The organism is Pseudanabaena sp. BC1403, from assembly GCF_002914585.1.
GTDB lineage: Bacteria > Cyanobacteriota > Cyanobacteriia > Pseudanabaenales > Pseudanabaenaceae > Pseudanabaena.
The window spans coordinates 105,855-132,102 of sequence record NZ_PDDM01000002.1; the positions used below are offsets into that span (position 1 = coordinate 105,855).

16 protein-coding genes and 1 pseudogene are annotated in these 26,248 nt (G+C 40.5%); 7 read left to right on the forward strand and 10 right to left on the reverse strand.

The window, feature by feature from the left end; translation table 11 throughout:
* The first annotated feature begins 128 nt into the window (after positions 1-128).
* Both CQ839_RS02975 and CQ839_RS02980 read left to right on the forward strand, forming a co-directional pair.
* The gene (locus CQ839_RS02975) at positions 129-2,066 is read left to right on the forward strand and encodes an ankyrin repeat domain-containing protein (protein WP_103666799.1); all 1,938 of its coding nucleotides are present in this window, start codon (positions 129-131) and stop codon (positions 2,064-2,066) included.
* Between the two features lie 187 nt (positions 2,067-2,253).
* Positions 2,254-3,219 carry a phosphate ABC transporter substrate-binding protein gene (locus tag CQ839_RS02980; protein ID WP_103666800.1) on the forward strand — a complete coding sequence of 322 codons (966 nt, stop codon included), beginning with the start codon at positions 2,254-2,256 and terminating at the stop codon, positions 3,217-3,219.
* A 47-nt stretch (positions 3,220-3,266) separates the two neighbouring features.
* Here CQ839_RS02980 and CQ839_RS02985 read toward each other — a convergent pair whose 3' ends face one another.
* The 5 genes from CQ839_RS02985 to CQ839_RS03005 form a co-directional block, all read right to left on the reverse strand.
* A complete protein-coding gene (locus tag CQ839_RS02985; protein WP_181016071.1) occupies positions 3,267-9,146 on the reverse strand; it encodes a methyl-accepting chemotaxis protein in 5,880 nt (1,959 codons plus the stop codon).
* A gap of 162 nt (positions 9,147-9,308) precedes the next feature.
* Complete coding sequence (locus CQ839_RS02990) at positions 9,309-9,893, reverse strand: chemotaxis protein CheW (RefSeq protein ID WP_103666802.1); 585 nt, start codon at positions 9,891-9,893, stop codon at positions 9,309-9,311.
* A complete protein-coding gene (locus CQ839_RS02995; protein WP_103666803.1) occupies positions 9,890-10,267 on the reverse strand; it encodes a response regulator in 378 nt (125 codons plus the stop codon). The genes CQ839_RS02990 and CQ839_RS02995 overlap by 4 nt, the downstream gene beginning before the upstream one ends.
* A gap of 235 nt (positions 10,268-10,502) precedes the next feature.
* Positions 10,503-11,708 carry a response regulator gene (locus tag CQ839_RS03000; protein WP_258040611.1) on the reverse strand — a complete coding sequence of 402 codons (1,206 nt, stop codon included), beginning with the start codon at positions 11,706-11,708 and terminating at the stop codon, positions 10,503-10,505.
* Between the two features lie 375 nt (positions 11,709-12,083).
* The gene (locus CQ839_RS03005) at positions 12,084-13,313 is read right to left on the reverse strand and encodes a response regulator (protein WP_103666805.1); all 1,230 of its coding nucleotides are present in this window, start codon (positions 13,311-13,313) and stop codon (positions 12,084-12,086) included.
* 48 nt (positions 13,314-13,361) lie between these two features.
* On the opposite strand from CQ839_RS03005, the gene CQ839_RS03010 reads away from it, so the two are divergent.
* From CQ839_RS03010 to CQ839_RS03030, 5 genes are all read left to right on the forward strand, one after another.
* Complete coding sequence (locus CQ839_RS03010) at positions 13,362-14,225, forward strand: alpha/beta fold hydrolase (RefSeq protein ID WP_103666806.1); 864 nt, start codon at positions 13,362-13,364, stop codon at positions 14,223-14,225.
* A 329-nt stretch (positions 14,226-14,554) separates the two neighbouring features.
* Positions 14,555-16,867 (forward strand): NACHT domain-containing protein, encoded by a 2,313-nt coding sequence (locus CQ839_RS03015; protein WP_103666807.1) that lies wholly within the window; start codon positions 14,555-14,557, stop codon positions 16,865-16,867.
* Between the two features lie 143 nt (positions 16,868-17,010).
* On the forward strand, positions 17,011-18,066 hold the full coding sequence (locus tag CQ839_RS03020; RefSeq protein ID WP_103666808.1) for a hypothetical protein: 1,056 nt from the start codon (positions 17,011-17,013) through the stop codon (positions 18,064-18,066).
* Positions 18,066-20,666: a polynucleotide kinase-phosphatase gene (locus CQ839_RS03025; protein WP_103666809.1), complete on the forward strand. Its 2,601-nt coding sequence runs from the start codon at positions 18,066-18,068 to the stop codon at positions 20,664-20,666. Before CQ839_RS03020 ends, CQ839_RS03025 begins: the two co-directional genes overlap by 1 nt.
* 126 nt (positions 20,667-20,792) lie before the next feature.
* Positions 20,793-21,974, forward strand: a complete 1,182-nt coding sequence (locus CQ839_RS03030; RefSeq protein WP_103666810.1) for an RtcB family protein — start codon at positions 20,793-20,795, stop codon at positions 21,972-21,974.
* 292 nt (positions 21,975-22,266) lie between these two features.
* Here CQ839_RS03030 and CQ839_RS03040 read toward each other — a convergent pair whose 3' ends face one another.
* From CQ839_RS03040 to CQ839_RS03060, 5 genes and pseudogenes are all read right to left on the reverse strand, one after another.
* Positions 22,267-23,328 (reverse strand): ring-opening amidohydrolase, encoded by a 1,062-nt coding sequence (locus CQ839_RS03040; RefSeq protein ID WP_103666812.1) that lies wholly within the window; start codon positions 23,326-23,328, stop codon positions 22,267-22,269.
* Between the two features lie 48 nt (positions 23,329-23,376).
* Entirely contained in the window at positions 23,377-24,141 is a 765-nt protein-coding gene (locus CQ839_RS03045) for a retron system putative HNH endonuclease (protein ID WP_103666813.1), read from the reverse strand.
* Positions 24,138-25,457 (reverse strand): AAA family ATPase, encoded by a 1,320-nt coding sequence (locus CQ839_RS03050; RefSeq protein ID WP_103666814.1) that lies wholly within the window; start codon positions 25,455-25,457, stop codon positions 24,138-24,140. The genes CQ839_RS03045 and CQ839_RS03050 overlap by 4 nt, the downstream gene beginning before the upstream one ends.
* A 15-nt stretch (positions 25,458-25,472) precedes the next feature.
* Entirely contained in the window at positions 25,473-25,850 is a 378-nt protein-coding gene (locus tag CQ839_RS03055; protein ID WP_103666815.1) for a type II toxin-antitoxin system HigA family antitoxin, read from the reverse strand.
* Between the two features lie 25 nt (positions 25,851-25,875).
* Positions 25,876-26,169 (reverse strand): annotated as a pseudogene (locus CQ839_RS03060) (type II toxin-antitoxin system HigB family toxin).
* Positions 26,170-26,248 lie beyond the last annotated feature (79 nt).

Here is a 26,248-nt window from a genome sequence, read left to right on the forward strand (position 1 = left end):
ACTAGTTCTAGACTAGATTTTAGCCTATGTAGGTTTTAAATTGGCTGAAGCGAAGCTAGTTTGGTAGAATTGCAAAATCGCCTCTTGTCGTAATATTCACATTTCTAAAACTCTAGAAATCTAACTTTATGAGTGAATCTCTTCCCTTGATTTATGACGGTCAAACTGCAAAGTATTTTGGTTCCGTAGATCCCCAATTCCTTGAAGATGCTCATTCCCAAATTAGTGAAGTGGCGCAAATATTCATAAATCAAGGTTTGGACTATCTGGGTAAAATTACTTCTTCAGAGTTTGCGAATGTTGAGATATATGCATTGGCAACGCCAGACCAATCTATTGTGGTTTCCCTAATGGCAACCAAGACAGGATTAGGTGGAATTGATTGTGTTTCTAAATTTGCTGATGACAGTTTCTTAACCACAACGACTACCAAGGTTCTTGAACATGCCTACGATGAGCAGAAGCTATATCGAGTTTCTTTTGCTGGCGCAAGTGCCACAGATTTATTTGCTCAACATCAACTTTATATCGAAGATTTTGTAGAACGTTGTGGTGCAGTTCAGGCGGTATTTACTGATTTGTTAGCGATCGCGCAAATGATCGAAGAATATACTATTCGTCAGCAATCCAATACTGGGCATATATTTCTGCAATTGGCTGGTGGGTTTGCCCAAGCACAAGTTAATCTGGTGATGAATGATGATAGTAGTCATAAAGAAGATGACGAAGAAGATTTTATTGAGGATGAGGACGATCCCGAAGATGATGGAGAATTTACAGAGGACGACGATTTTGATCAAACAGATTTAAGTTCAGCGATCAGGAAAAATAACTTTCCCCTTTTACAAAGGCTACTAGAAGATGGTGCAGATCCTAATGAGGATATGGAGGATGACTATCGAGCAATCATGGAAGCGGCTTTTCATGGAAATTTAGAAATGGTGAAGCTTTTGGTAGCTTATGGTGCGGATGTGAGCGCTTGGGGTCAGGGCGAAACAGCAATTATGAGCGCGGCTCATGGTCAGCATCAAGCCATATACGACTATCTCTATCCACTTGTTGATGCAGAAACTCGTCGCTACGCCGATAAACATGGACAGAAAGCATTAGACAATGCCCGAAAACGTCAATCTCGTTTGGCAAACAAAATCGGCGAAAAGTTGGGAGAGGCTGCCATGTATGGGAAATTAGCTGAAGTTCAGAAATTATTGGCATCTGGGGCTGATCCGAATATCATTACTGAATGTGGCAAAAGTCCCTTGATGCTGGCTGCGATGTATGGGCATAAAAATGTCATATCAGCCCTATTGAAGGCGGGTACTGACCCAAATCTCGCTGGCGATGAAGAGTTTGATGAAGGAATGACAGCATTAATGTATATTGCCAGTAGCTTTTTTGCCTCCAATCGAGCGGAGGTAATTAAGTTTCTTGTGGAGCATGGTGCTAATGTTGATCTTCAAAATGACAAGGGAAAAACCGCACTGATGGTGGCGGGTGAGAATACAGATGCAGTGAAAGCTTTGATAGAAATGGGAGCCAATCTCGATCTCAGAGATAACGAAGGCAATACTGCCATGATGTCAGGGAGTTGGTCAGTACAAGGTTTATTACGACGAGCAGGAGCTTCTGAAGAAGGGCTAAATGATGTTGCCCTAGTAGAAGCATCGCGTAATGGCAACCTCATCAAGGTAGAGGAACTAATCCAAGCAGGGGCGAATGTGAATTATAGGGATGGTCGAGCCTTAGTTGCTGCTGCTGGAGAAGGGCATTTGGATATTGTCGATCGCCTGATTAGGGCAGGAGCCGATGTCAATTTAGGATGGAAATCAGGATTTACTCCCATTGCTAGTGCCGCCTATAGAGGATACTTAAATGTTGTCCAGAAATTATTAGCCGAGGGAGCTAATCCCTTTCAACGTACCCATGATGATGAATTTGATGATGCTTTGGACTATGCAAGAAGAGGACAATATGAAGGACATCATAAAGAGAGAGATTCTGATTATACCGCTATTATCGAGCTATTAGAATCACAATCTAAGGCTGCAATGGTGAAAGACATTTGACCTACAGCGATTTGTACTCAACCCCGATCCGATACATTTTTGAAGGTGTTGCTTCGCAACACTTTCAAAAATGTATTGAGGTTCGTTTGATCGGGAATTGCTTATGACTTGAGATACTGTTAGAGACTAAACTAAATTTAGGGTAAAGTTAAGCCAATCTTACAGATATTCTTAGGGAAATGGGCATATGTCACAGGGTAAAGAAACTACAGTTTTAGTATTGTCGATGCTAGTTACAGCAGGGATTGCTGGCGGAGGCTACTGGTTTTTTTCACAACAAAAATCGGCAGTAGTACCAGCTACCACGGCAACACCAGATTCATCAGCACAACCAACCCCGCCCGTACTAACGTCAACAAACTTAAACCTTGATACATCTCTGCCCAATCCTAGTATTTTGGGAATAGATGGCAGTACGGCGATGGTTGCTCTAATTAAAGCTCTGCGTAATGACTTTAGCCAAGTTAATCCAAACATACCGAGCGCCTATGGAGTTCCAGATGGTAATCCAACTGGTTCAAATCAGGGATTGAAAAATCTCATTGATGGTAGTATCGCGATCGCGGCGACTTCTCGCCCGCTCAAAGCTGCCGAAGCCCAAGCAGGTATACAATTAGTGCCGATCGCTAAAGATGCGATCGCCTTAGTAGTTGGCATTAATAATCCCTTTAAAGGTAATTTAACTAAGGATCAAGTACGCGATATCTATCTGGGTAAAATTACTAACTGGTCACAGGTTGGCGGGGCAAATCAACCAATTAGAGTGATCAATCGCGCCATCACAAGCGGAACTAGAGAAGCTTTTCAAGATATTGTTTTACTCGGTCAAGGGTTCGCGCCAGATAGTCCTAACTTCATTACATGGAAACAAGACGAAACAACAGCAATTTTGCGTGATATAGGCGATAACGGGATCAGTTATGCCACAGTTTCACAGGTAGAGAAGCAAGAAATTGTGAGAATTATTGCGATCGATGGAGTTCTGCCTACGGACGTTAGTGCGGTCAAAGCTGGCAAATATCCAATTAGTCGCAGTCTATTTTTAGGTGTGAAAAAGATCACCAGTCCTGTCACGAAGCAGTTTATTGAGTTTGCGCTCTCACCTCAAGGGCAACAAATTGTCCAAAGGCTAGGATTTATTTCTGTGAATTAGATTGTACGCCAAAAGAGTGAGAGACGAGGTCTCTTGCTCTTTTAGCTTTAAACTGATCCTAAATTGTCTGGCTCAACTTTCTTAGGAGGAATCTTCTTCTCAATTTTCTCTTCCTCAATATCTAAGTTGCCTGACAGAAAATCATCAATTTCGGCTCTAGCTGTATTGATTGAATCTTCTATTGGCAAGTCAAAAGCAGAAAAGTCAAACTCATGCTCGCTTTCTAATTCAATATTACTATCTTCAGTCTCTAAAGAATCATTATTAAGATTAGGTAAGTGTGGCAATGTTTGCAAATCTGGTAAATCCATAGATAGATTGTCAAATTCTTCATCTGATTCATCCATGAGACTTTCTAGTAGATTATCAGCAAACCCATAGATATCGCCATCTGACGCGGCACTAACTTCATCTTCATCTGGGTATCCAATGGACAGATCATCATCTGAATCAGTGAATTTTGCTCTATTTACATCTCTGTCTTCAGTAACTGCATCAAGCCAACTATCCGATAAATCCAGAGAAAGATCTGGCATAGATTCAGAATTTACTGAATCTATGCCAAAACTACTAGCCTCAGAGATACTAAAGCCTAGAGAATCTCCTGAAGATTCTACATCTAGATCGTTTGCTCCATCTGAGATCGCCTCAAAAACAATTGAATCTTCTAAAACTAAAGCGTTGTCCGCAAAGTTTTCCGCATCCATCAGTTCACTAAACTTGATCGATTCGTCCTCAGATTCTAAACCTCCAGTCAAAGCTGCAAAAGTTGAGGTATTCTCATCTAAGTCAACGTTGTCTTCAGAATTGCTGATAAATTCTTGATAGCTTAAGCTTAATTCTGTTCCTTGCTCTAGATTGTCACTAAATACTGAGGACAAATCTGCTTCTGACTCATTCAGTATGAGTTCATCAAAAGTTATAGGAGATTCTTCCTCCAACGAATTTATTGGAGCCCCAAAATCATCTGCTTCATTCGATATGCCAAAATCAAACATTTCATTCATTAATGCATCATCATTTTCTTCCATGTTTGACAAATCTGGCAGATCAAAGGTCGAACTAAAGCTATCAGATGCAAAAGAAGACTGACCTTCAGTCAAATCTTCCTGAATGTTAGAGATTTCGCCAAAAACTGATGCGATCGCGTCATCAGTCTCCGATCCTATAAATTCCTCTTCTATATTTTCACTTTCATCAATCAATGAAGGAAATGCTAGCTCTGATTCTGTCAGGGCTGATGCACTTATGTCTTCGGCTTCAGTAAATGAAGGAAATGCTAGCTCTGATTCTGTCAGGGCTGATGCGCTAATGTCTTCGGCTTCAGTAGAGAATGTAGTATATGCTGCATCCATTTGCTGAGTTGGCAAATCTTCCTCTATTTCAAAGGAGAAGTCCTCAGAAAGCTCATCAGGAATTTCTACTAACTGTTGATCAGATAGATCTAATACTGGCGATTCTTGCAGGTCTATTTCTGAAGAGAAAGAATCTTCTTCTTGAAGATTTGTAGAAAAGTCAAATGCTTCGGAGACTTGCTCGTTGGCTGGGCTTGCACTTGCGTGAAAGATCGCAGACAAGTCTGACTCATCTGAGCCTGAGGAATCAGTCTGCCAGATTGATTCTAACTCATTAGCTTGTTCCACTAGACTATCTGTTTCATTTTGATCAAGTCCGAATTGGTCGTATTGATCGCCCAGATCTGCTACCGCATCTTCTTCAATCACATTAAACAATGAAGACAAATCTTCAAATTGCTCATCAGGCAAGTCTGGTGAAGAGATACCTTGAGCTTCTTGGACAAAAGACTCATCGCCTTGAATATTTGCAAAAGTATCGAATGGATTGATCAATCCTTCACTTTCATTGATGGGACTATCATCAAATAAGCCATTAGAAGAACTTTCCGCAAAATCATCTAATTCAGCTAAATCAGGTGATTCCATCGACAAGCTTTCATTGATTTCAAAAGTGAATTCTGTTGATTGCTGCTTAGATAGATCTATTGAAGATGATTGAATTTCCAACTCTGATGCGATCGCATAATCGTCATAATCATTTACTTGATCATTAAAAGCCCCAGCAATTTCTTCGCCCAACCCCTCACTCACTTGATTCGGCATCGGATCAAAGAAATTATCTGGTTCGACTGAATTTGTGTAACTTGTTAATGGAACATCATCGATTTCAAAATTAAACTCTTCTATAAATTCATCATCTGAAGATTCATCAAGATAAATATCGGGGATTTGAGCAGGTGACTCAAATAAGTTCTCTTGATTTTCAAGATTATTAGAATAAACATCAACTGGTTGCTCTAATTGATCTAAGTCAAATACATCGTTAGGATCTTGTCCAAGTAGTTCGTAGTTCAATTCATCATCAGTAGCCTCTGGGAGAGTAGCCTCTGGGAGAGTAGCCTCAACATCTTCAGCAACAGCAAAGGACTCGTCTAGAGAATAATTAAGAGCTTCATTCAAGCCTGTATCAAATGGGGACTCATCAAAAGATATGTCAAAAGAATTACCAAAATCCTCATTGGAAGTTATTTCTAAAGAGCCATCTAAAGAGCCATCTAAAGATTCATTAATCACATCGCTAGATGCAAATTGCTCGTAATCTCCAAACTCGTTGAATTCAGAACTCTCAGAAATGTTGTCAGGATTGCTTGCTGAGAAACTTATATCAGATTCACTTAATTCAAATATACTGCCACTATTTGCGATCGCAGAATCATCGACATCCACTGTTGGTTGAAATACTGTTTGATCGTCCATCGCAAATGGATCAAAGCTATCCACAGCTTGATTAACTTCAGGAGATTTTATTGAATTAATGTTGTCAAAGAATGAATTGGAATCATCAAGCGTAGATTCTATATCCATTTTTGGGATTATGAAGTCATCGTCATCCAAGTCTGGAATAGAAAAATCAACAAAAGTTGGCAAGTTCAGATTTTCATCTTCAGCAAGTGGGGTCACAGTACCAAAAGCAGTGTCTTCTAAAAATGAAGAGGTTGCAGAAACAATTAAAGGATCACTTGAAGCTTCAACGATCGAAAACTCGTTCACTCCCTCCATCTGATTTTTTAGAGTTGGCTCAGTATCCTCTAGTGAAGACTCTTCTTCAAGTAAACTATCATCATAGATTTCTTGTTTGAGGTCTGCAAGGAGTGATTCTTCGATTAGAGAGATGTCTGTGAGATTAGAATATGCTGCTGAATCTTGATTTTGATGATCGGTAACATCTCCTGACATGAAATTTTCTGAAACGGAATCAAAACTTTGTTCTTGCAGTGATTCGGCAATATTATCTTCGATTAGGTCATTGCTAACACCATCGTCAAGTAAATTTTCAAGATATCTACTATCGGTAGCAGTGTTATCTTCGTAGTCAGCCGTTGCATTTTCATTTGGCAAAGCCTGCGCTGATTGCGAAAAGCTAACTGCCGTTGCCGATGCGGCTACAGCGATCGCAGGTGCAATTGCACCTAAATTCTTGTTAGTCCCAATATTTCTCGATTCTGTTGAGGAATCGAACAAACTGTTGACAGATGTATCAGAGATTAGTGGTCCAGATGTTTCAGGGAGGCGGAAGAACTGAATGCCTTGTAATAGTTGCTGTGCTTGATCTCCCATCGCTTCAGCTTGTTGTCGAGCAGATCGAGTTAGGTCGGCAGTGCGATCTGCTAACTGCGCAATTTCGCTCATATAACTTGCTGTAGAACCTGCCGCTTCAGCAATTTCGCTACTAGACTCAGTAATAGTTTGTCCAATTTGCACAACTTCTTCGGTAGCCATTTGAATGCTATTGAAGGCAGATTGTGAGGACTCTACACCAGTTGTAAAGCCTGAGACCAGTCCACTTAGATTCTGAACTTCAGCATCGATCGCTGTTACCACAGTTTGGATTTGGGATGTACGTTGCTGTAGCACCGTCAAACCGTCATTGGTTTGAGTTGCCAAATCATTAACTTGACCTGCGATTGACTCAAATTCACGGGCTACACTAGCAAATTGTTTAGGATCTTTTTGTTCAGCAGCGCGGGCAGCTACAAGGGTGGCATTGAGAGCCAGAACTTGAGTTAAAGAAGCAATTTGACCTTGATCTTGTACAAATTGTTCTGCGAGACCAACGAATTCGCCCAATGTTTTCATGCGTTGCACGATTTGGGCTGAACCTGTCTGTAAGACGCTAATACTATCAGTTAGGGCGATAATCGCTATTTGCCCAGAAGCAACTGTGTCGCGTACTTCTTGAAGTGATTGGTTAGCAACATTGACCTGCGCTGAAGATCTCTCTGCGATTGCCGCGACCTGTTCTGTAAGGGCTTGTCCTTGGGCAATTGACTGGGCTTGCTCAGCGGTATTTAGCACCACGGTTTTGGCTAATTCTTCAAGATCTGAAGCTCCCTGTGCTACCTGTTTAGCTGTACCTAAGACGCTGGAGATAATCTCTACGAGTTTTTCGCGTAGACGGTTGAGGGTATCGGCGACTAGCCCTGTAGCGCGATCATTTACTTGTGCCTCAATAGTGAGATCCCCCTCTTCCATTGATGAGACAACATCTAATAGGTTGCCTACCTCAGCCTCCATTAACTCTGTTTCTGCAAAATTTTGCTGAATCTGTGCAGCTGCCGATATGTCATCATCAGATGACAATGGTTGGCTTAATCCACTACGCAAGCGGATTTCATTGCTTTTTACTTGTTGGAAGGTATTTTTAATCGAGAGGCTAAGATGATCAATTTCATCTTTACCAGCAATATTTACGCCTGAATTTCCTTGTTGACTCAAGTAGCGATCGCATTCTTCGGTAAGTGGCTTAAGCCGCTTTTTGAGAGAGTTGACAAATAATAATATGGCGATCGCCAAAATTGCACTGATGCTAACAGCCGCAACCCCGAATGGAAGCATTAGCTTATTGGTGATTTCTGTCTCAGACAACTGTGCTACAAAGAGCAAATTGCTACCTTGGATTTTGCGGTATGCCCAGAGATAGCCTCCAGTTTGGACAATTCCTGATGGTTCGGTTTTAGCTTGTTGAGCAAGACTAACGATAGTCTGTGTGATCGCAGGATTTTGGGTTTGCGTTGTCTGAAACTTGGAAGAGGAGGTAATTACTTGACCAGTACTGCTAGCCACCAAAAAACCAAATTTGCTTTCATAAGTAGGCTCTTGATAGGAAGCTGTGTCGATCAATGACAAAATCTCACTCGCGATCGCATCAGCATTGACAATCCCCACAACTTTCTGACCATCGCTGATGGGAGCACTGTAGGTGATAATCGTCTTGCCCAATGCAGTATATGGCTGGGACCAAGATGCATTTCCCTTGAGCGTATCTTCATAAAATGGCGCTTTTTGAATGTCAGGGCGATCTCCAGACAACAATTTATCATTGGGCGCAGCCAGCTTTCGCCCAGATGTTTCAGTCTTTAAGCCAGACTGCTCTTTCCAAACATAGGGGATAATTGGTTTGGCTGGGGCAAATAGTAAATTACCGTTTGAGGCGATTCCCATGCCCGCTATGGATTTTTTACTCTGTAATCCATCTACAATCAAACTTTGGTAGGGCTCAGAACCCTTGTTTTTGGGCTGCATCTGAGATAAGATTTTTGCCCCAGTTGCAACCTCATCAACCGCTTGACGTACATCTGAGAGCTTAGCCTCGATTTGACGAGTCTTCACTTCTGCCGATGTATCAACTTCTCTACGAGTGCTACTTAGTAATTCTTGATAAAACCAATATCCTAAGCCACCTAAGCCAATCAGCGATGTGCCGATCGCAATCAGCAGCAATCCCAGCCCCATTGAGCCTCTAGGTTTATTAGGCTTGGGGACATTCTGCGACTTGGGCGATCTTTTGGGAGATGCCTGATTGCTCTTGCTTACAGAAGTCGCTCGGTTTTTCTTAGATGTGCTTGCCATATGCATCCGCTATAGGGAAAGGACTCGGATATTTTTGTGAAAGCTATCCTACACCATACCTGCCACATTCAATAAGCCTTCTAAATAGATCTATAGACGGATCTGAAGATCTGATAATTTAGCTTAGTGTTTTGATCGACCTTAACTTGTTAGCTCCAAGTATTAGCTTGAAAGATTCCAACGTTGCGGCTGCCAAATGTGGGTAGGAATACTAGATAAGATAATTTCAATGGGAGTATACTCGTTCTCCTTAATATTCGCTACTATTTGATTTGTTTTTTTTGGAGAGTTAGATGAAGAAATCGATGGAAGCGTTGGCTGAGCTAGCTCTGAAGAATAAATATTTATTTCTTGATACTCATCAATAGTTAGGCTGCCAATCACCCGATCTACGATTACACCAACCCCACCCAAATTTTTGCCCCCCAAATCGTCAGCAATTTTGCTTAGCCTCACCGCCGTCAAAGATTCCGTGATTAAAGTGCGTTGTTCGCCCATTAGCAATCGTAATAACAACAATGGCATTACATTTGCCTGATGATGCGTTACACCAATAATTGCTGTTTCATAAAAGGGTAAAGATACGATTGCATTGCGATCAATAATAATAATTTCTGATACTAGTACATCTGGAAAAGTAACTGAGCGATCGCCAACCTTTGCCACAATATATCGGTTACTTGGTGCAACTAGCTGATTTAACAATTTCTCTACTGCATTAGCTTTGCTAATCTCAGAAATACTCATTTCACTCGTTGTGGTAACTTATTTAAAACTTCAGTTAAAGACTCGCGACTAACGGGTTTTGGCAAATAGTCATTCGCTTTAGCGCGTTTTAGCCCATAGTCAATTTCCAGCCTTGAGCTTTTGGTGGAGCATAGTATCACGTACTGATCGGCAATTTGGTGTTGCGATCGCAGTTCTCTCAAAAACTTGTACCCATCTTGTTCTGGCAACACAATATCCAAGAAAATTGCTGTGTAGGAATTGTTGATGATTTTATCCAAAGCGCCTATAGTCGATTCGCAGAAATCTACTGTATGTCCAAAATCCTTTAAGAAAGAACTTAACAAATGCCTCTGGATTGCCGAATCATCAATTATTAAAAAATTCTCGCTCATAATTCTTACCTTAAATTGAATGCAGTTAATTAAATACAGCTACTTACGATTAATTGATAGTTACTGTAAACCTAGACAATTAGCTTTATCTATTCTTTCTTTACTATTTCTAATATCTTGAAGATATTCAAAAGTTTTTGTCAAGAACTATACAGATTAATGAATGTAAACTAAAATATACTTGATTGATTTATTGCTTACAGGATTAGCCTTACAGCGCTAATATAGCTGGATTCTAGACTAGTGTGTCTGTTGATAAAGGTGCAAGCTCCCTTAACAAGTTACGTAATTCGTCACGAAACTTTGGTGTGTCTGATGAAGATCTTGGTTTGGCTAGAAACCGACAATTTGCCCATCTTGCTCTAAAGTTATTAGTCATACTGTTTTCAGCAGTAACTAATACTAAAGATAACAAAGCTAATTCTCGTTGACGACGAATTTGTTTGATCAAATCAAAACCATTTAAACTTGGCATATTGATATCAATGAAAACAATAGTCGGTTTGTAATCCAAAATTCTGTCTGTAGCTGCTTCAGCATCATCAGTAAAATCAACTTGATACCCCCAACTAATTAACAGTCTTTGCATTTGTTGTAGCAAAACAGGTGAGTCGTCAACGATAAAAACTCTAGGCTCATCTTTGACGCTTTTTGGTGCAGTTATATTTTGCCGAGCGCCAATATCACTGTCTGACTTCCGCTCTTGTAATGGCACAATTGATACAATGTTCTTTTGAGCTAATTTATCTAGCAACAGGGCTGTACGATACATTGGCTGTTTGAACGTATCGGCGATCGCACAGATCCGATCTTGCCCAGTGGTCACCTTGGCAAAAAGTGGGAAATTATCATTGCCAACTCTTGCCAGTAAATTCGCTGCATCAACAAGTTGCACTAATTGGTAAGGATGTTTTACACAATCAAATTTTTGCCATTGCCTCACTTCATTGGCGATGCTATTTTCGATTACTGATAACTGCCAAATTGGTAGATTAATTTGTAGATCGTCGGCGGGCTTCCATAGAAAAGAAAATCCATCCTCTAAATGCAAAGACAACAAATTTTCTAAGATTACTTCTTTTAAAACATCCTTTGTAATATCGGGGTGTTTTTTATAAACATTGCTCACAAAAGGATAACAGTAAGGCCGATTATTTTGGCGTTGCTCCCATTCAGGAATACGCGAAAAATTGATGCCCCTGCTATTGTATTTGCGAACTAATGTGGGTATGACTTGCCCTTCTTCTTCAGCTAATACTAATCCCCCACCCGTAAGTAATAATTTCCATCGATGATATTTAGTCTCTACTCGGATTACTCCAGTAGAGCGACTCATGACGCGCATAGCAGCTAACAGGATATGTAATGTGGCATTCCTCACTACTTGTCCGTCCGTCAAGTTGTTAGACACAAGGTCTGAGTTAGGCAAGGAACCTGTCATAGCAATCATGTTTTTTGACTGGGAGGCACTTGAATGGGCAAAATACTATAAGTATTACAAAAAAACGGATCACGTCATTATAGATCGTAGCAACTAGAGATGAGTTTGATTGGTTGCCTCAGATACATTATTCCAAATTGTATTCAGATTATTGCCGTATCACATCTCAGCAATTCTACTTAAGTTATAGAGATCTCAAGCAGAAATTCAAATTATGAAACCGATTTTGGAGTTTTTAGTACCTGCGGCACTGAAACCGTTAGTCCTAAAAAGGAAAGGATTTATATGATAATGATAGTCGGCGCTTCGCGCCGACTATCATTATCTATACTCCAAAATCGATTTTTATAGGTTGATTTGCAAAAGTGGCGATCGCTACAGTTGAGTTCTGGAGACAGAATCTTGCAAAATTGTCCGAACTTGTTCCCGAAATTCATGGATATCATCGGATTTGAGAGGCTTGCTTAAAAAACGACAATTTGCCCATTTTGCTCGAAAATTGTTGGTAATAGTATTCTCGGATGTGACCAAAACTAAGGGAATGCTTGCCAGTGATGGCTGACGGCGAATTTGTTTAATTAGATCAAACCCGTTTAAGTTAGGCATATTGATATCTATAAATACAATATCGGGTTTTTCTAACAACATTTGTCTAGTGGCGTTAGCGGAGTCATTGACTAGGCTTAGTTGATATCCCCAGTTTTTTAATAAATTGCCAAATTGCTTAAGCAGTAAGGGAGAGTCATCAACAATCATCACTTTAGGCTGAGATTGCGGTTCCCATGCCTGATCAAGAGCTGGATCTTCATTAACTTTCGATGAGCGTAATGTTAATGGCAAGATAGCAACTGTTTGCTTTTCTGCGAGTTCATCAAGCTTGTGGGCAGTGCGGGTAATATGTTGTTGAAAGCAATCGGCAATTTCACAAATCCGATATTTGCCATTTGTAACTTTAGTAAATAGTGGAACCTGCGCAATTTCACATTCGGGATCTAGGAGTTGCACTATTTGATAGGGATGACGCACATTGGTAAAATTCTGCCATTGCTTAGTTACTTTGGCGATCGCATTTTCAAGGTCATTGATTTGCCAGATCGGTAGAATGATTGGATGATTTAATGCCAGAGGGTTCCATAATAGGGAAAACTTTTTTTCTAAAGAAATTGCTAAAAGGTTTTCTAATAATATTTCCTTGAAAATCATTAGGCAGTTTTCATGATCATGGGCATAAAGTTTACCTAACAGGTCACAAGTCTCAATAATATTGATGGGTTTGCTGTTGGCACTAAGCAGAATATCCTCTGGGAAATGAACTTTTTTAATTTTTAATTTGCGTTTTAGCGTTAGCAAAAACTCACTTTCATCCTCGATAAAAGCGATACTCCCACGATGAATAAAGATTTTCCAACTTAAATAAGATGTTTCAATATTTACAGTCCCCGTATGATTCTTGAGTAATTTCAACATCGCCATGAGACTGGCATAAGTCAAGTCAGGGATAATTTCATCAACTGGAATGATATTGATGGATTTAGTGATTGTTTGACTAACGCTTGTTTCTTTTGGGAGATTGGAAGCGTCGTCATCTTGTAAAGTCTGCGTCATTGTCAAGTTAAGGTAAGTAAGACTTGATTTATTTCTAATGTATTTCTGATGATTAGCGATCGCAGATTAAAAGTTTTATGCTTGCACGGACACCCCGGAAATAGTGAAGCAATGCAGATATTCGCTAAATACTTTCATGATAAAGGTATTAAAGCGATCTCGCCTGACTTGCGCGGTTATGGAAATTGTAAGGCAACTGTGAACTTTACAATGTTAGATCACATACAAGATCTCTGGGATCTTTTAGAAAGCGATCGGCAGTCTGATCAGCAAAATTTATTAAACGATTATCCAGAAACGGAATATCTGATTTTAGGATGGTCTCTAGGTGGTATTTTGGCGATGGAGTTGGCGTTGCGAGCTGCTGAACAGCAAAATTTAACTCACAACAACGTAACTCCGAAAATTGCAGGCTTGATTTTAATAGCGACAGCCGCCAAGCCGCGCAGCGGTTTACCAAAAATTGCTTGGTGGGAATATGCAAATTTAGTGATTGCCGTTGCTTTGCATTGGATTGCGCCAAAGCAGCGTTGGCATATTGAGTGGTTAGGCAAGCGATCGCTGATTAGATATTTAATCCAGCAGCATACTCAAGAAGCCTATGATCAGATTTCTCATACTGGTGCAAGAGCTTATTTACAAACTTCGCGCTATGCTCAAAGAGCTTTAATGCAAGCTCTTAGGCAGGGATACGATCGCACTGGTGATTTAGATAAAATCCAAGTCCCTTGCCTTGCGATCGCCGCAGAGCAAGATCGCCATATCACAGCAGCATCAACCTTAGAAACTGCAAAATTATTGCCTAATTGTGAATATATCTCTTACCCAAATACCGCCCATTTATTGCCTTGGGAAATAGGCGATCGCTTACTAGCGGATATTGATTCATGGTGCGATCGGCATTTATCATAAGGAAAGTAGTGTAAAGCGCCGTTTTCCTTATGCTTCCTGTTATACCAAAATACAAATTGGCGCAGCCATTTTGTGTTTTAAGAACCCTTACAGGGTTTGGTTTTTAATTCACAAAAATGTGACAACACTTCTGTGAATTGGTATTACATGGAATGTTAAAAACACCTCACCTCTAAACTCTCTCCTTGGCAAGTAGAGGGGGAAAAGAAAAATTCAGGCTTCCCTTCTCCCTGAGGATGAGATAGGGTTGAGGGATTGGGTGTATTTTTCTTTTCCCATAACATCAGTGATAATTTAAATCTATAGGCTTCCTAAAGCATCTACAACCTATGTTTCCCCAAAAATTTCTGACGCGAATGGCGCAAACCCATCAGCTTTCTGCCGATCAGGAAAGTGTTTTCCTATTACGATTTGGGGAAAATCGTGAAGATCGTGAAGTTGCTAGTTTTTTAGGCATTTCTGAAGAAGCCTATCGCAAGCGGATGGGAGAAATTTATCGAAAATTTGACATTAGTGGCAAGGGCCCAGGCAAAAATAATCGCCTCTTACATATTTTGCAAAATTTTTTAGATGCAGAAACCAGTTCACAAACCAATTTGCAAAATGAGCAAAACTTACTTCTTGTCAACCAATCTGCATCTAGTCAGAATGTTGCCTTGAATATCGATATTGAAGAACTGGTGCAGCAACTCCGCTATCGTAGTCGTCAGATCATTCAAGAGCGCTGTGCCACCATGCGAGTGTTGGACATGTCGCATCCAATAGATCTCGAAAATATTTATACAGGTACAGATGTTCTAGAAAAAATTACCAGCCGTCGTCGTTTGGGAATTGCCGATTTACTAGCTACTTATCATGGGCGCGATCGCATTGAGATGGGGCTGATCAATGAAGATCGTATTTCCAGCATGGAGGCTCTAAATCGTTATAGCAAACTGATGCTGCTAGGTAAGCCAGGGGCAGGTAAAACGACGCTGTTAAAATATACTGCCTTGAAATGTTCGCAAGGCGATATTTTTAGTGATTTAGTCCCAATTTTTGTAACGCTTCGTCAGTATGCTGGTACTGAATCTCAGCCACGGTTATTAGATTATATTTCTCAAGACTTTTACGCTTATAACATTGGCGATGAGGCAAATGTTAAACAGCTTTTACAACAAGGTCGAGCAATTCTATTTTTAGATGGACTTGATGAAGTTCGCGAAAATGATTTGCATCGTGTGCTCGAAGATTTACGGAGTTTCTCAGAGCAGTTCTATACTAATCGTTTTGTGATTACCAGTCGCTTGGGATCGCAGGAATATGTATTTGAGAAGTTTACAGAAGTCGAAGTCGCGAACTTCCAATCATTGCAGATTTCGCAATTTGCCCAGCGTTGGTTTCTTGGTAATTCCCGACATATTGAGCTATTTTTGCGAAAAGTAGAAGACAATCGCCCTATTCAAGAATTGGCTACTAATCCTTTGCTGCTGACTCTATTGTGTTTAGTGTTCGATGAATTTGGGGATTTCCCAACAAACCGTTCAGAACTCTATCGGGAAGGGCTGGATGTGCTGCTTAGGAAGTGGGATGCCAAACGCAATATTGAACGGCATCAAATTTATAAAAATCTATCGATGCAACGTAAAGAAGATTTATTGGCTCAAGTTGCCTGTACAACATTTTATCAAGGCGATTACTTTTTTCGACAAGTCGATCTGGAAAGCTATATTACTGAATATATTCGTAATTTACCAAAAGCTCATACAGATGAGGAGGCTTTGCAACTTGATAGTGCATCAATTATAAAGGCGATCGAATCACAGCATGGGTTGTTTGTAGAACGAGCTAAAGGAATTTATTCTTTTTCGCATTTAACTTTTCATGAATATTTAGCAGCGCGTGAGCTTGTTTATAATGGAAACCAAGATACGTTGACATTGCTAGCGGGTAAAATCACCGATCACCGTTGGCATGATATTTTACGCCTTGCCGTTGGTATGATGCGCTCGGCTGACGAGTTATTAATATTAATGAAGGAGCAATGCGATCGCCTGTTAGCTAGCGATCGGCAATTACAAGGTTTGTTGCAATGGGTTAACAAAAAGGCAGATGCTGCTCAAGTTCCCGATCACATTCAATCGGTTCGTGCTTTCTATCTAACTCTCGGACGTGCGATCGCCCAAAGCGATTTTCTCAATTTGGCTAATGTATTAGCTCGTAGTCTCGTGCTCGATCTTGATCTTTGTCAAAATCGCAATCTCAATATTGATCTTGCTTTTGATCTGGCTAGGGCGCTAGAAACTAAGGATGGTGAAGATCTGGGACTTGATTTAGACCTAGATCTTAGTCTTGCTCTGGAATATGCCCAAGAAACTTCTGATCAGCTCTTGGCGGATGCTTTAACTCAACTAATTGAGACTTGTCCTGAAGATGTGGATAGCGAGAGCAAATGGGAGCTTTGGGCTAATAACCTGCGTCAACAGACGATCAAATATCGGAATATTGGTCAGATTTGGAATCTCACGCCCTATCAACTTGACCTTTTACGTCAATATTGTAATGCGAATCGTCTTTTAGTGGAATGTCTTGAAAGTGATTGCTATGTCCGTCAACCTGTCAGACAATCAATTGAACAAAGCCTGCTATTGCCATCTGTCTAACTTATTTACTGGTGTTACGTGGAAGGAATTCCTGCTATGGCAGAAGTCTGGTGCTGGCACGGGGCAAAGCCTCTACAGGACAAGAATTGTTCAGGTAGATTCGTGGGGACATGAACAATAAAAATTAAACAGCATTCATAATTATGATTGAAATAACTGATAGCCTTAAAAGCGAAACCACAGCATGGGCTGATCAAGTAATCGAGAGATTCAAGACGGCAATGCGTAGTGGAGAAACCTATTTGAGATGGAATGAGCCTCTGATGTATCGCAAAGGTGGTGATGCTTGGGTTGACGAATCTTGGTGGATAGAAACTGCTAGAGAGCTTTTTGCAAAACAAGATCGAAAATACAATATCAATCATGCGCTAGAAATTCTTGTCTATCACTATCCTGAACAATTCAAAACAATTGCCTTGGATAGAATAGAAAAATGGTGCAAAACTAATCCTACACTAGAGCTTTTTGTCTCTTATAACCCAGTTAGAACAATTGCTTTAGATAGAATAGAGGAGTTGTGCAAAGAACATGGAGATACAGAAAGTTGGTACGATCTTATTGCTGCGACAAATTCATGTCATCCTGTTCTAATAGACCTGTTAAACTATCCTGACTCACTAAATGAGTTGGCATTTCTTGCAAATTTGGGACATTTAAAAGCTATAAATGACTGTCGTAGTTTGGTTATAGATTGTTTTGCCAAATCCGATTTATCCTCTTTATGGAAATTGTTTCATAGACTTGACAAGAAACTAGTTATTGAAATCCTCTCTAAAAAACAAATTGAACAAATCCAGAGTTTAGCAATAGAAATTGTCTTAAAGGAATCTAATTTTGAAGACTATGAGCATTTTTCTATTCTTTATCCAGCAATTAAATTTAAGTGGGAAGAGGTAGTTATCGCTCTATCTGAAAATTCTAAATTTCTTGATTTTTATCGAGAGAAAATAATTTTTTGGGGAGGATATAATATGCTTTATGACAGAATGATTCTAGAATGGAGCTTTTCATCAAGAAAGCATTTGACTCAACAATTAGTCTTGCTTGCAAAGAAAGTGATTGATGTTTCTCCTTTTTTAGACCAGATAAATACAACTCCGTCATTAATAAGCTGTTTACCAATGAAATTGACTGAGCAAGATAAGTTAGATAAAGCCATTCAATTTGCGATCGCTTGGAAACGATCGCTTGAAACATAATGAAAATTAAAATCCCCGAATTATCTCTCGTCACAATCATCGGAGCCTCTGGCTCTGGCAAATCTACCTTTGCAAAAACTCATTTTCTCTCCACCGAAGTTATATCCTCTGATTTTTGCCGAGGCTTAGTTTCTGACGATGAAAACAATCAGGCTGCCAGTAAAGACGCTTTTGACGTACTGCATTACATTGCTGCAAAACGATTAGCCGCAGGAAAACTCACCGTCATTGATGCCACTAACGTACAGCCACAAGACCGCAAACAATACATCGATTTAGCGCGGCAATATCACTGCATTCCCGTCGCGATCGTCCTGAACTTGCCAGAGAAAGTATGTCACGATCGCAACCAACAGCGACCCGATCGCCAATTTGGTGAACATGTAGTGCGCCGCCATGTCCAGAATTTACGCAAATCGCTGCGAAGCCTAGAAAGAGAAGGATTCCGTCATGTATTTGTTCTCTCCTCATTAGAAGAAATTGAGAATGTGTCAATTGAGCGGCAACCACTTTGGAATAATCGCAAACAGGAACATGGCCCCTTTGACATCATCGGTGATGTGCATGGCTGCTGCAATGAATTAGAAGAACTATTGCGATCGCTAGGATATCAAATACTGGAAACACCAGCTAATTCCATAGTTAATTCCAGTTTCTGGGACTTCCCAACCTATAGCCACCCTGAAGGTCGTAAAGCAGTCTTTTTAGGCGATTTAGTCGATCGCGGCCATCGCATTTTGGATACGGTCAAACTGGTCAGAAATATGGTGGTTGCTGAAACAGGACTCTGCGTCCCCGGAAATCACGATATCAAACTGATGCGAAAGCTAAACGGTAAAAACGTCAAAATAAATCATGGCTTAGAACAAACCTTAGCCGAAATTGCAGCCTTACCTGACGAGATTCGCGATGAAGCGAAAAGAGAACTGCGGCAATTTATTGATACTCTCATCAGTCATTACGTCTTGGATAATGGAAAATTAGTTGTCGCCCATGCTGGCATGAAAGCTGAACTCCAAGGACGAGGCTCAGGGCGAGTGCGCGACTTCGCTCTCTTTGGCGAAACTACAGGTGAGATCGATGAATTTGGCTTACCTGTACGCTATAACTGGGCTGCCGAATATCGCGGACAGGCGATGGTGGTCTATGGGCATACACCTGTCCCAGAAGCAGAATGGCTGAATAACACCATTGATATTGATACTGGCTGTGTGTTTGGAGGCAAGCTGAGTGCTTTGCGCTATCCCGAAAGAGAACTGGTAAGCGTCCAAGCTAGTCGAGTCTATTGCGAACCTGTAAAGCCCTTGATTCCTGAAGTGATAGCGGATTCACCACTCACTGCCCAACAACAACATGATGATGTTCTCAATATTGCCGATGTTCTAGGGAAAAGACTAGTTTCTACGAGGCTTCAGCGCAATATCACGATCAAAGAAGAAAATGCGATCGCGGCTCTAGAAGTGATGAGTCGATTTGCCGCTAATCCCAAATGGCTGATCTATTTACCACCCACCATGTCGCCTGTAGCAACTTCTACTGAGTCAGGATTTCTCGAATATCCTACCGAAGCCTTTGCCTATTACAAACAAGCTGGCGTTGATCAAGTTGTTTGCGAAGAAAAGCACATGGGTTCGCGGGCAGTGGCGATCATTTGCAAGGATGAAGCCGCCGCTAGTCGTCGCTTTGGGATTACTGATGAAGGGATTGGCATCTGCTACACCCGCACAGGTCGCCGCTTCTTTGAAAATCCCACCTTAGAAATGGAACTTCTAGCGCGAGTACAGTCCGCCCTAACTCAAAGCGGATTTTGGGAGCAATTTCAAACCGATTGGGTATGTCTTGATTGCGAGCTTATGCCTTGGTCGGTAAAGGCTCAAGCGTTACTAAGACAACAATATGCTGCGGTCGGTACGGCGGCTAATCAATCTCTGAGTCAGGCGATCGCAAGTTTGCAACAAGCCACAGAACGCGGCATTGACGTAAATTCTCTGCTCGATCAATACCAACAGCGCCATCAATTAGCAGGTCAATATGTCGCTGCCTATCGCCGTTATTGCTGGAATGTTGATTCTATTGAGGATCTGAAACTAGCTCCATTTCATATTTTGGCAACGGAAGGTAAAGTTCACATCGACAAGAATCATCAATGGCATATGCAGCAAATTGCTCAGATTTGTAATTGCGATCGTAATCTGCTCCTTGCCACTGAATATCGGCTGATCGATCTCAACGATGCCGCAAGCCAGTCAGAAGGTATTCAATGGTGGCAAGAATTAACAGCCAAAGGTGGAGAAGGTATGGTGGTCAAACCTTTGGAATTCATCAATGAAACCAAGAAAGGATTGATTCAGCCTGCGGTGAAATGTCGTGGACAAGAATATCTTCGCATCATCTATGGAGCTGAATATTCTCTACCGCAAAACTTAGAACGTCTTCGCCAAAGAGGATTGTCGGTTAAGCGATCGCTAGCTCTACGAGAATTTGCGATCGGTATTGAAGGATTAGAGCGCTTTGTGTCGAACTCGCCCCTGCGCCAAGTTCATGAATGTGTGTTCGGTGTTCTAGCCCTAGAGAGCGAACCTGTCGATCCAAGATTGTAGGAACCAGATCTTTTTGTAAGTGTTGCTTTGCAACACTTACAAAAAGATCTGGTTCGTTTTTTATAAACTATTGCATAATCTTAATTTCATAATGTAGTATGCATACTACATTATGAAATTAAGATTATGCCTTATCAACAGTTAAATATCTCAACGCCTAAGCCTGTCTTGTCTTGGGCAGATCATGACCTTGGTCATGAAGAAACCAAAATGGCTAAAAATGTTGCATCTTTGCCTTTTGTGTTTAAACATGTGGCTCTAATGCCTGATGTCCATCTCGGTAAAGGTGCTCTCGTCGGTTCTGTGGTTGCGACTAAAGAAGCGATCGTACCTGCGGCAGTGGGTGTGGACATTGGTTGTGGCATGGCGGCTATCAAAACTCCATTTCGGCATGAACAGCTAGAAGGTAAGCTCAAGCAAATTCGTCTTGAAATTGAAGCCGCAATTCCCGTGGGCTTTAATGACAACAAAGAAGTCGAAAAGCCTGTATTCAATTGGCAAGGGTGGCGAGAATTTGGTGATTTACATGATGGGGTTCAGCACCTTGAAGGTAAAGCCATGAAGCAAATGGGCTCTCTCGGCGGTGGTAATCACTTCATAGAGGTCTGCATAGATACAGATAATCAAGTGTGGCTGATGCTGCATTCTGGTTCTCGCAATATTGGCAATATGCTTGCTCAAAGACATATAGAAACCGCGAAGGAACTAGCTAGATTAGCTGGAACTTCTCTACCCGATAAAGATCTTGCCTATTTTGTTGCTGGTACTTCTGAATTTGCTGCCTACTGGCGCGATTTGCAATGGGCGCAGGAATACGCACGTGTTAATCGCGATGTGATGATGGCAAGATTTAAGAAGATTATCGAGAAATATGCTAGCGGAGGTAAGCCCGTAAAGCCATTACTAACGGTAAATTGTCATCATAATTATGCAGAAAAGGAAGTTCATTTTGGTGAGGATGTATATGTCACTCGCAAAGGTGCTGTAAGGGCAAGAACAGAGGACTATGGCATTATCCCTGGCTCAATGGGAGCGAAGTCTTTCATTGTCAAAGGCAAAGGAAATACTGAAAGTTATTGTTCTTGTTCTCATGGGGCTGGGCGATTGTTATCGAGGAGTAAGGCGAAGGATCAGTTCACGTTAGATGACTTGATTCAGCAGACTCAAGGGATAGAGTGTCGCAAGGATACAGGAATTATTGACGAGATTCCTGCTGCTTATAAACCGATTGAGCAAGTGATGCAACAGCAATCTGATCTAGTGGAAGTTGTCGCTACTTTAAAGCAGATTATTTGCATAAAAGGATAAGCAGTATGTGGACAATACTCAAATATCCAAAAGAACAAAATGGCTATGCCATTTTATTTTTTATAGCTGTCGCCAAGTGTCTTAGGACAAATCAAAACCCAAATTAATAAAGGCGGAGATTCGCTCCACCTTTATTAATTTGGGTTTTATAGCAAAACAAGAGTTAGCTAGTACAAACCAAAACCAGAAGATGAGTGGCGGCGCTTCGCGCCGCCACTCATCTTCTGGTTTGTGGAAGCGATCGCTGTTTTGCCAAATGTTCCTGAGAGCATTACCATTTTGAAAATTGATATCAGTCAATATGGGCGATCGCAGCAACAGGCCCACCACCTGATGGCCCCTGATGCTCACTACCTCCTGACACATAGACCATTGGATCTTGGACAATCGATGCGACTACTGCACCGACCACAGCCCTAGCCATCCTTGTATGGTTAATATCTGAATCATCCATCATCGTATGTCTTCTTCCCAAAAGCTCTCCAGAGGGATCGGCTTCCGCTTTGGCAAATATATTTACAATGCGATCGCTGGGTTGACCTGTTGAGGCGATCGCTTTAGTTACGGCATGAGCATCTAGGGCATGTTGCATCACACTATGACCAATTACAAAATTACTGGTTGATGTCGGAGCATTCCCCAATACTAAAATCTCACAGTTGCGTAGCTCTACTCCTGCTGAAGTGGAAGCTATAGTGGAATACAAAGCATAATTTTGGCAAATATCATTTGCGCTGAGATCTTCCAATTGAACTTCACCTAATGCTACTGCGACTCCTAGCGCTGAGGCTCCTCGTGAGTAACCCATTGACTCATAGCTACTTATGGATTTGTTTGTCGATTGAGGATTATCTAGCAGGCGATCGCGACTGGTGACAAGTGGGCATTTAATCTGGACAAAATGTACGTCAGCTTTGGCTATTCCTGCGGATGCGATCGCCTGATTAACAGCCAGAGCTACTTCCTTGACCATTGTTAGCGAGCCGATTTCCGCAGAAGTAAAATCACGGGTATGAATCATGCCCAACGTCAAAGCCATGCGGGTTGGGATATGTGGTTGAGAAGGCTGACTAGTGAAAATTGTCAAATGTGGACTTATAGCTCCTTCAGTCCCACCAGACATGACATAGACAATAGACTCAGATCGTTCTTTTCCGACAAAATTAGTGAGATAGTTTTTTAAGGTTTGTACCGCAAAGCCTCGTGTGAAGTCATTGACGCAGCCATTTCCTTCTGTCTTACCTAAAATTGCCACAATAAGTTGCGGATTAATTTCTCCAGATGCGATCGCCGCTTTCAGCGCTTCTAGATCATCTGGGCTGTTTTGAGGAAGCTTATATACATCAACTTTCATAGAATTTTGGATGAATGGATTAGGTGAAGTTAATCGATAAGGCTGAGTCTAACCTAAGTAGGAAATATCAACCAGATGATCTTCAGCTCCTTTTCCTAAAACCCAACGAATAGTCGTGAAGAATGCTGGCCAATCATGTTTACCATCACCGAAACGTTCTGAGGCAATTTGCTTTTTTAGTAAAATCGGATTAATAGTTCCATCATCTCGGTCATCAAGCTCTTGGGTGATTTCAGCAATTATAGCTACTCTTTCATTTTTCAAACGTAGAACATTGAGTCCCAGTTTTTGAATAGTGAATTGAACATATTCAATAGGAATACCAACTTTTTGGCAAACATTTTCGTCAGGTCTAATTTCACCATCTAAACTGCTAAAACGAAATAATCTTAGTGTTGGCAATTCAAGAGGGTTTAATAATTTGCCATCGGGATTAAAATCAGCTTTAGCGGCACTACAACAAGCAACTCTGTTAGGTGGTCGTGAAATTCTACGTTCATTTTCTTCTTCAGAAATATCAACATTTTCCAACCCACCTTTACAATTGGCTAACATATTTTGCCAATCTAGATCGTAGTTATTTTCTGGAGTGGATTGGTTTCTCGGAATAAAATGCTCGACACAACGATCATTGGGATGAAGATCGATTTCACAATAAGCACAAAGCCCTTTTTGATCTCTTATAAGTGTTTCACGAACGGAATTATAAGCACTAGTTCGTTTGAAACTTTTCCATGTCTTAGATTGAGAAATATTGTTATTTTTGTATTTTTGAAGATCCGATGGTTCTGGAGATTTAAGCACATTTTTCATGCGATCGCTTCACGCTCCAATCGACGGATTTGCATATCTGCTCTAGTAATATCTGGATCAAATGATTTCCAGTCTTGTAGCTTATCTCGCAGTCGTTTAGCTTCTTCTAAATTACCATTATCGATCGCCTCAAAAAGAGCCGTTAGTGTCCTTGATTCTTCGGTGTCTGGGCGCAAATTTTCTAGCCCTAAAACACTACTTACAATATCCGAACTTTTCATCCCTCTAGTCGGTGAGGGACATTCTTTGATTTGATAGTTTTCTAAAATCTTGACCTGATGGCGTTCTACGGTGGTGACGATTTCGGGGCTATGGGTGGTGGCAATGATTTGCGTATTAGGAAATACTTTGCGGAGGTCGGGAATAATTTTTTGTTGCCAAGTTGGATGTAAATGTAAATCTAGTTCATCAATCATTAATATTGCTTCGGCTTCGAGTGGGTTTTCCATCTGTGGATTTGCTAGTGCTAAACGTCTTGCAAAGTCCATCACAAGCGCTAGCATATTTCGATATCCTGAACTTAATTGATCAAGTGACAATTCAATTTTTTCACCTGTTTCAGTTTCCCACTCAACCATTATTGTAGCTGACGAATTTACCTGAGAAAAATATACACGAGCACTTGGTGCAATAATAATAGAAATTGCTTTTCGTATTTGCTTTAAATCAGGGAACTCAAATTCAATATTTTTTTGTTTTTTTCCCTCTCTTAACTCTTGAAATTCACGAACAAAAACCCAACCAACTAAATCACGAAAACTAGCAACTGCATCAAAAGAATTTTTCAATGCATCAAACGGAGAAAAATCTTGATTGAAATCAAGTTGTATATCAAGATCATCTATTAGGCTTCTATGGCTTCTATAATAAGCACAAACTGGAAAGTCCCAATAATTCTTTAAATGCTCTCCATGCTGATAAACATAATCATGAAGTTCAGAAGAAATTCTGTTATGAAGTGGTAAGCCCAAATTATTGATGTCAGTTGTTTCTTTAAAATATGAAGTTGTAAATTCGGGTATATTTGTTAATGCAATTGAAAATTGAATAATATTTACAACTTTGTCAATTTTTTCTCCATTTCTTACATCTTTTTGAAATAAATTAAGCTCTTTTATATGCTTATCTTTAATATTTACATCAAGCCTCAATTGGAATTCATATAAGTATGGACTTATAGCTGCTGAGATCGCATCTAATACAGCACTTTTACCAGAGCCATTATTGCCAACGAATATATTTACATCTGGATTTAAGTTGACCGTTAGATCCTCAAAACATCGAAAGTTTTTAATCTGAACTTGTTGAATATGCATTTTGATTATTTCCCATTATGCGGAAGTTTGTAATGATTGATAGGGCTGGATCAAGATCTCTGCGGGAATTCCTAGCTCTTGGTTTAATCTTCTAATCATTTCTAGAGTTAAAGAAAACTTACGAGATAATACATCAACCGATCTAGCTCGACCACCAAGACAAGCATCCAAATCATGTTGTGACAAACCACGAGTATCCATATAGTATTCAATCGCCTCAATAGGATCAGGAATTTCTATAGGAAAATGCAATCTTTCGTAGGCTTCAGCTAAGGTACTGAGAATATCTAAGCGATCGCATTCAGCAGTATCGGGAGCAGCATCAAACAAAGATTCAATTTCTTGTAGAACTTGTTGATAGTCTGCTTCAGTCCTAATAGGGCGTAATTGCATACATTTACCTCTAAGAGAATACTAATTAAATTGTTGCCGCATCTACTTTGTCATATTCGGCGTGAGTGCCAATAAACTTGATAAACACGATGCCAATATCATAACGAATTGCTACTATTAATCAATAGTTGTTGCCTTTGATGTTAAAAACTACACGATTGTTAGCAATAATGCTGACGTTGCGATGCTCGGCTTTTATATCGGCTGGACTTTGCCAATTAGCATGGGATGCTTCGTAATACCAAGTTTTTAAAGCTTCTTCAATATCTCGATGGGATTCCCAAAAATCTCGTAAAGTGCTGCGGGATATAATACGCATTAAATTTGTGTTTAGTTCAGTGTTTTACCTGTTGATGCACCTGAGTTCCTTCTCTAAAATACTATCTTAATTTTCTAGA

Excerpts from the sequence above, each read along its gene's own strand:
- CQ839_RS02975 (WP_103666799.1), top strand. The coding sequence starts at position 129 with ATGAGTGAATCTCTTCCCTTGATTTATGACGGTCAAACTGCAAAGTAT.
- CQ839_RS02980 (WP_103666800.1), top strand. The coding sequence starts at position 2,254 with ATGTCACAGGGTAAAGAAACTACAGTTTTAGTATTGTCGATGCTAGTT.
- CQ839_RS02985 (WP_181016071.1), bottom strand. The coding sequence starts at position 9,146 with ATGGCAAGCACATCTAAGAAAAACCGAGCGACTTCTGTAAGCAAGAGC.
- CQ839_RS02990 (WP_103666802.1), bottom strand. The coding sequence starts at position 9,893 with ATGAGTATTTCTGAGATTAGCAAAGCTAATGCAGTAGAGAAATTGTTA.
- CQ839_RS02995 (WP_103666803.1), bottom strand. The coding sequence starts at position 10,267 with ATGAGCGAGAATTTTTTAATAATTGATGATTCGGCAATCCAGAGGCAT.
- CQ839_RS03000 (WP_258040611.1), bottom strand. The coding sequence starts at position 11,708 with ATGACAGGTTCCTTGCCTAACTCAGACCTTGTGTCTAACAACTTGACG.
- CQ839_RS03005 (WP_103666805.1), bottom strand. The coding sequence starts at position 13,313 with ATGACGCAGACTTTACAAGATGACGACGCTTCCAATCTCCCAAAAGAA.
- CQ839_RS03010 (WP_103666806.1), top strand. The coding sequence starts at position 13,362 with ATGATTAGCGATCGCAGATTAAAAGTTTTATGCTTGCACGGACACCCC.
- CQ839_RS03015 (WP_103666807.1), top strand. The coding sequence starts at position 14,555 with ATGTTTCCCCAAAAATTTCTGACGCGAATGGCGCAAACCCATCAGCTT.
- CQ839_RS03020 (WP_103666808.1), top strand. The coding sequence starts at position 17,011 with ATGATTGAAATAACTGATAGCCTTAAAAGCGAAACCACAGCATGGGCT.
- CQ839_RS03025 (WP_103666809.1), top strand. The coding sequence starts at position 18,066 with ATGAAAATTAAAATCCCCGAATTATCTCTCGTCACAATCATCGGAGCC.
- CQ839_RS03030 (WP_103666810.1), top strand. The coding sequence starts at position 20,793 with ATGCCTTATCAACAGTTAAATATCTCAACGCCTAAGCCTGTCTTGTCT.
- CQ839_RS03040 (WP_103666812.1), bottom strand. The coding sequence starts at position 23,328 with ATGAAAGTTGATGTATATAAGCTTCCTCAAAACAGCCCAGATGATCTA.
- CQ839_RS03045 (WP_103666813.1), bottom strand. The coding sequence starts at position 24,141 with ATGAAAAATGTGCTTAAATCTCCAGAACCATCGGATCTTCAAAAATAC.
- CQ839_RS03050 (WP_103666814.1), bottom strand. The coding sequence starts at position 25,457 with ATGCATATTCAACAAGTTCAGATTAAAAACTTTCGATGTTTTGAGGAT.
- CQ839_RS03055 (WP_103666815.1), bottom strand. The coding sequence starts at position 25,850 with ATGCAATTACGCCCTATTAGGACTGAAGCAGACTATCAACAAGTTCTA.